This is a genomic window from Candidatus Megaera venefica (genome assembly GCF_034554655.1).
GTDB classification, from domain to species: Bacteria; Pseudomonadota; Alphaproteobacteria; order Rickettsiales; family Rickettsiaceae; genus Megaera_A; species Megaera_A venefica.
In genome coordinates, this window is sequence record NZ_JARJFB010000114.1 from 1 (window position 1) to 6,055 (window position 6,055).

The window sequence follows — 6,055 nt, forward strand, 5'->3', positions numbered from 1 at the left end:
AAAAAATGAATGTGCGGTGATTTATTTTTGAAATTCTTGAAATTATATCAAAAATTTAGAGTTTTGACGGAGAGACTAAATAAAATATAAGAAATCGCGCAAAAATAGATCCTGAACTTTAGGGGCTTTGTGTTCCTTATCAAGTTCAAGATATCTTTAGAGGTTTATCAAAGTTGCTTGTAACATATTATAAATTGCTCAAACGCTAATAATTGATGCTTTTTAGAGCATTTAAGCAATGCTTTTATTATTTTGACCAGCCCATGACTCCATGCCAAGAAGGCTTTTCATATGAATCCATATTTTCAACTTTCTTTAAATAACAGGTAACTTTAACTGTTATTGGTAGCACGGCTAGTTCATATAAAACTTTGAGTGCAGTAAGGGTAAAAATCATTGATAAAAGATGACTAACTGGAAGTTTTAACCCGAAGGCTATGCTTGCAAAAATAGCTGTTTCTATAAAAGCACCAACACACGTGCTTAATATTGCGCGTAGAGCAAAATTACGACCCTCAAGCATTATTTTTAAAGTAGAAATGATTGATGCATTAAGTAGCTCGCCAATAAAATAACTAACTAGAGAGGCAACAAATATCCTGGGTGTTAAAGAAAAAATTTGTATAAAAGCTTCATTGTTATTCCAATGCTCAGAAGGTGGTAAATAAACAACAACATACAAAACTAGAGTTAAGAAAAGATTGCTAAATAAGGCAAGCCAAATAACTTTTCTACTGGCCGTAAAACCATATACCTCAGTTAATATATCATTCAACACATATAACATCGGGAAAACGAGAATGCCACCAGGTAAAGTAAGTGACCCAAATTGCCAAAGTTTAGTGGCTCCTAAATTAGCTGTTATAAGGCAAGTAATAAAGGCAATTGCAATTATATCGTAATATTTAAATTTTCGATTCGTTTGTAATTCTGGCATAAAATGTACCTATAATTTTAATCATAACATTTGATTGGTTTGGTATATATATATTCCCAGATTTTTTTCCATCCATCTTTATGCGAAACGTCTTCAAATATTTGCTGCTTAACGCAAGAAGAAGAAGCTTTTTGAACAAATTTATCTGCAATAAATGGAGGTATAATAGGATCCTTTCCTCCCGAGATATGGAGTTGAGGTATATGCCTTACTTGAGTGGCATAGTCAATTGGATTTAGCGATCCAATCATAGGCGTAACATTATGATGAGTTGTAAATGCCTTATGATCAAGGTTACCGGCCAGTGTAATGATGTCTCCAACCATGTAATTTCGTGCAGCTACAAGTACGGCTATACCGCCACCACCAGAATATCCAACCAAGCTAAATTTTTGTTTGTTGTTTATGCTGTTAATTACATCATTTATAGCATGAACAGAATCATCGGACATTCTCTTATTTGTCCAATATTGATGATTTGAACATTTAGGGTTCATATGCATTGGAGTGTATTGACATGGTCGTGCTATATAAACAACATTCGGCCTTTCGTCCATTGCAGCAAGATTTATAAACATCTGCCTTCTAGGAGTAGGATTTCTTGAGATCTTAAACTTACCATTAAAAGCAGCCCCGTCGCCTTCAATATAGAACACAAACGGATCATGCTTATTAGCAACTTTTTGATAAGTGGTTATCCAAAAATCTCCACCTTTTACTAGCACTTTTTTAAAACCATACATATCTCCTATAGAACCAGGCTCATGGCCATATGTAACAGTTTTGCATCCTGATAAGAAAACAGCCGCTAAGAGCAGCAGAAAAAGAAGTCTAATATTAGAAAGGTATTTCATCATCTAAATCACTATTGTCAAAATTGGTAGGGTTTTGTTTAGATCCGTTGGTACCGTAGCTCTCTCCTGAACCTTCACCTTTTGAATCAAGTAATATTAAGCTGGAATTATAGTTTTGAAGCACTATTTCTGTAGTATAGCGTTCTTGATTATCGTTATCTGTCCATTTCCTGGTTTGTAGTTGACCTTCAATGTAGAGTTTACTTCCTTTTTTTACATAGCTTTTTATAACGCGAACTAGTCCTTCGTTAAAGACTACAATCCTATGCCATTCAGTTTTATCTTTTTTTTCGCCAGTAACCTTATCTTTCCAGCTTTCACTAGTAGCAATACTGAAATTTGCCAGCTCTCTACCATCACTTGTGGTTCTAATCTCTGGATCTTTACCTAAATTGCCAATTAGGGTTACTTTGTTTAGACTGCCTGCCATTACAAAACCATCAAAAAATTATTTAAATAATACAATCTATATCACATAATATTTTGCCGTCAAACAAAAATATAATGCAAATTGCTATTGCAATAACATGTTCTTGCTGCCTATAATACTAACCAACCTGATTTTGAGTCAAGAGGCTTATGCAAGAATATATCAAAGTACGGGGTGCAAAGGAGCACAATCTCAAGGATATTAATGTTGATATACCTAGAAACAAATTTGTTGTTATAACGGGGCTTAGTGGTTCGGGCAAGTCATCTCTTGCTTTTGATACCATATATGCAGAAGGTCAAAGGCGTTATGTCGAAAGCCTATCGTCGTATGCCAGACAGTTTTTGCACCTGCAAAATAAACCAAATGTAGAATCTATATCTGGTCTTTCTCCATCTATTGCTATTGATCAAAAAACTACATCTAAAAACCCTAGGTCAACAGTTGGAACGATCACTGAGATTTATGATTACTTGAGATTATTGTATGCAAGAATTGGAATTCCATATTCACCAGCTACTGGTTTGCCAATAAAAAGTCAGTCCGTTTCGGAAATGGTGGATATAGTAACTAGTCTGCCAGAAGGAACGAAATTATATATTCTTTCTCCTATGGTGCGTGGGCAAAAAGGTGAGTTTAGAAGAGAAATAGCTAATTTGTTTAAGCATGGTTACCAGAGAGTGTATCTTAATGGAGAGCTTTGTAATTTAGATGAATTACCTAAAATCGATAAAAATAAAAAACATACAATAGAAGTTGTCATCGATAGACTGGTAATTTCTGATTCACTTGGAAATAGGGTCGCTGAAAGTCTTGAAGCTTCTTTGGCACTTGGTGAGGGTATTACATATATTGAAATTTCTTCCCTACCAGAAAAACATAATACACAATACCGCGAGGGAGAACGCATTATTCTGTCGGAAAAATATTCCTGTCCAGAATCTGGTTTTCAGCTAGAAGAGATTGAGCCGCGGATTTTTTCTTTTAATAGTCCGTTCGGTGCTTGTACTGCTTGTGAAGGGATAGGTAAAGAATCTTTTTTTGATGAACAACTTATTGTGCCTAATGATAATATTAGCATTAAAGATGGAGCAATTGTTCCTTGGAGTAAGTCCTCTTCAAAGTTTTTTATAGATACACTTGAATCGCTTGCGAAGCACTATAATTTTAAGCTCTCAGCTCCATTTTCGCAGCTTTCTGACAAAGTGAAAAAAGTCTTATTTTATGGTTCAGGTGATGAGATTATAAGTTTTGAGTATAATGATGACAGAAAAAGTGAGACTATTGATCAAATTTTTGCTGGTATTATACCAAGCCTAGAAGAAAAATATAAAAAGATAGATGCATCCTGGATGCGAGAGGAATTACATCGGTTCATGTCAAAACATAATTGCTCTGTCTGTAATGGTTATAGGCTTAAGCAGGAATCGTTATGTGTAAAAATAGATAATCTTAATATTGGGCAAGTTGCATCTAAAACGATTCACGAAGCACAGGATTGGTTTTCAAATATTGATTCAAAATTAAATGCAAAGCAAAGACAAATTGCTACTCGGGTAGTTAAAGAGATTCAAGAAAGACTAAAATTTCTTAATAACGTGGGACTTGATTATTTAAGTTTATCTAGAGAATCAGGTACGCTTTCCGGCGGAGAGAGTCAAAGGATAAGACTTGCTTCACAGATTGGGTGTGGATTGAGTGGAGTTTTATATGTTCTTGACGAACCGTCTATAGGGTTGCATCAGCGCGACAATGCTCGCCTTATTGCCACGCTTAAGAGTCTAAGAGACCTTGGTAATACTGTTATTGTCGTTGAGCACGATGATGAAACAATGCTTGAGTCAGAGCATATCATTGATGTGGGTCCTGGTGCTGGAATTCATGGAGGAAGAATTATTGCTCAAGGTACGCCTGAGGAAATAATGAAATCTCCTGATAGCATTACGGGGCAGTATTTGAGTGGTAGAAAATATATTTCAATACCTGATAAAATCAGGGAAGGTCACGAAGGAAAACAAATAGTTTTGACTGGTGCGGATGTAAATAACCTACAAAATTTGACCATGACTATTAAGCTTGGGACATTTACTGCAATAACCGGTGTTTCTGGTAGTGGGAAGTCAAGCCTAGTGATCCATACATTTTACAAAGCGGCCCTTAAGTACCTTGAACCAACTTCTAAGATTTATCCCGGAGAATATAAGTCGATTACTGGCCTTGAACATATAGATAAAGTTATTGATATTAATCAATCTCCTATTGGTAGAACACCTAGGTCAAACCCAGCTACCTATACTGGAGCATTTACGCCAATTCGTGATTGGTTTACAGAGCTACCAGAATCAAAAATTAGGGGATATAAAGTTGGCCGCTTTTCCTTTAATGTCAAAGGTGGTCGTTGTGAAGCGTGTCAAGGTGATGGGTTAGTTAAGATAGAGATGCATTTCTTGCCCGATGTTTATATAAATTGTGATGTTTGTAATAGTAAGCGTTACAATCGTGAAACTTTAGAAGTAAAATATAACGGCAAAAATATTGCAGATGTGCTTGATATGACAGTTGAAGATGCCACTGAATTCTTCAAAAAAGTACCGGCAATATTTGAAAAACTTGCTACTCTTAAAGAGGTAGGGCTTGGTTACATTAAAATTGGCCAATCTGCAACAACATTATCTGGAGGAGAGGCTCAGAGAGTAAAGTTAGCTAAAGAGCTTTCAAAACGCTCAACTGGTAAGACTCTTTATATTCTTGATGAACCTACAACAGGGTTACATGTTGACGATATCAAAAAACTACTTATGGTTCTGCATAAATTAGTTGATAAAGGTAACACAGTGGTTGTTATTGAGCACAATATGGAAGTAATTAAGACGGCGGATTACATCATTGATATTGGCCCAGAGGGCGGTGATAAAGGTGGGGCGATCGTTGTCGAAGGTATACCTGAAGTGGTCGCTGCTTGCCAGGACAGCCATACTGGTAGATATTTAAAACAATGTATGAGTCGTTGTAAGGGGTTAAAGTTATCTTCATTATAAACTATACATATATAGTAACTTAATTGAGATTAGGATAGTTAATTTAGCGCGGCCGTGCGCAACAACGTAGGTGCGGTTACGCCTTCTTAGGTAATACACTACTGTCATGCCTGAGGCTTGACCTAGGCATGACAGTCAACAGAAGAAGATCCGGGGTCAAGTCTGGGATGACTGTCAAGACGTAGATGGCGGGTAATGTTAACTTCAGACAGTTATGGGTCAGCCCTGGATAACTTGTTAAGTTGCTCAAGTTCTGTTCCTCGGGCGGGATTTAAGTCCTAACCAAATAATGATAATTAGCAAATTTCTATAAGCTGAGGTTCCTCATAATGTCCTATTAATGGAGCGCATCCATCATGATTATTATCATCATTATTATTATTAAATAATGTATTGTAGCCAATTGGTTTACAGCTAGTTAGTATAGGAAAATTAAATATAATGTTGTTGGGAGTATTATTTTGTATAGTACGATCACCCACAGTCAAAGATGCTCCAGGCTGAAATACTATATCTAGATTATTATTACCTAAGTTTATATTTTGAACTGTAGTATTGGTTCCAGCATTAAATGTAATTGTCGATTTCATATATTTTTACCTAATAATTAAAATATTTTAATGTAACTTATATATAAAGTGATGTATTGTCAATAAAATAAATATTATTAAAAAAAGAGCATGTTAGATAAAGATTGGTGCCAAAATCTTCTATTAATTAGTCTCTCCGTCAAAACTCTAAATTTTTGATATAATTTCAAGAATTTCAAAAATAAATCACCGCACATTCATTTTTT

At 35.4% G+C, this 6,055-nt stretch carries 5 protein-coding genes; 1 reads left to right on the forward strand and 4 read right to left on the reverse strand.

The genetic code is table 11. The features are described 5' to 3' along the window. Positions 1–247: 247 nt before the first annotated feature. The 3 genes from Megvenef_RS06800 to ssb are packed head-to-tail and all read right to left on the reverse strand — an operon-like array spanning position 248 to position 2,221. Positions 248–937, reverse strand: a complete 690-nt coding sequence (locus Megvenef_RS06800) for a queuosine precursor transporter (protein ID WP_322777220.1) — start codon at positions 935–937, stop codon at positions 248–250. Between the two features lie 17 nt (positions 938–954). Continuing rightward, entirely contained in the window at positions 955–1,794 is an 840-nt protein-coding gene (locus Megvenef_RS06805) for an alpha/beta fold hydrolase (RefSeq protein ID WP_322777221.1), read from the reverse strand. After that, complete coding sequence (gene ssb, locus Megvenef_RS06810; RefSeq protein ID WP_322777222.1) at positions 1,775–2,221, reverse strand: single-stranded DNA-binding protein; 447 nt, start codon at positions 2,219–2,221, stop codon at positions 1,775–1,777. The genes Megvenef_RS06805 and ssb overlap by 20 nt, the downstream gene beginning before the upstream one ends. 149 nt (positions 2,222–2,370) lie before the next feature. Here ssb and uvrA point away from each other — a divergent pair, with 149 nt between their 5' ends. After that, positions 2,371–5,259, forward strand: a complete 2,889-nt coding sequence (gene uvrA, locus Megvenef_RS06815) for an excinuclease ABC subunit UvrA (RefSeq protein ID WP_322777223.1) — start codon at positions 2,371–2,373, stop codon at positions 5,257–5,259. A 296-nt stretch (positions 5,260–5,555) separates the two neighbouring features. Here the strand turns inward: uvrA and Megvenef_RS06820 are convergent, their stop codons facing one another. Then, positions 5,556–5,849, reverse strand: coding sequence for a hypothetical protein (locus Megvenef_RS06820; protein WP_322777224.1), 294 nt, complete (start codon positions 5,847–5,849; stop codon positions 5,556–5,558). Between the last annotated feature and the right edge of the window lie 206 nt (positions 5,850–6,055).